The sequence below is a fragment of the Pseudomonas sp. C11 genome, from assembly GCF_034683865.1.
GTDB lineage: Bacteria > Pseudomonadota > Gammaproteobacteria > Pseudomonadales > Pseudomonadaceae > Aquipseudomonas.
The window spans coordinates 1-302 of sequence record NZ_JAWIIP010000040.1 but is presented as its reverse complement, the minus strand read 5'-3'; the positions used below and the strand labels follow the sequence as shown (position 1 = coordinate 302).

Here is a 302-nt window from a genome sequence, read left to right as displayed (position 1 = left end):
CTGGTACCTATGTGCACGAGCGCTGATCGACCGCGCCCCGTGCGCAACAGCATGCGGCACTGGGAAGTGCCGCACTCCACGACTGCCTGGCCGGACGTGGCGAACCAGGCGTGTCCTGGTCATTCTGGTAGCGGCCGGGACGGTCGTCACGAGCGCTCAACTCGATAGGGGCTGCGCCCATGCCGCAACCATTCGTCTTTCGTACCATCGACCTCGATGGGCAGACCTTTCGCACCGCGGTGCGCCCCGGCAACGGGCAACTGGTGCCGCTGCTGATCTTCAACGGCATCGGCGCCAACCTG

1 pseudogene is annotated in these 302 nt (G+C 65.9%); it reads left to right on the top strand.

The features are described 5' to 3' along the window. Positions 1-179: 179 nt before the first annotated feature. Positions 180-302 (top strand): annotated as a pseudogene (locus VC352_RS24835) (poly(3-hydroxyalkanoate) depolymerase); the annotation flags it as partial.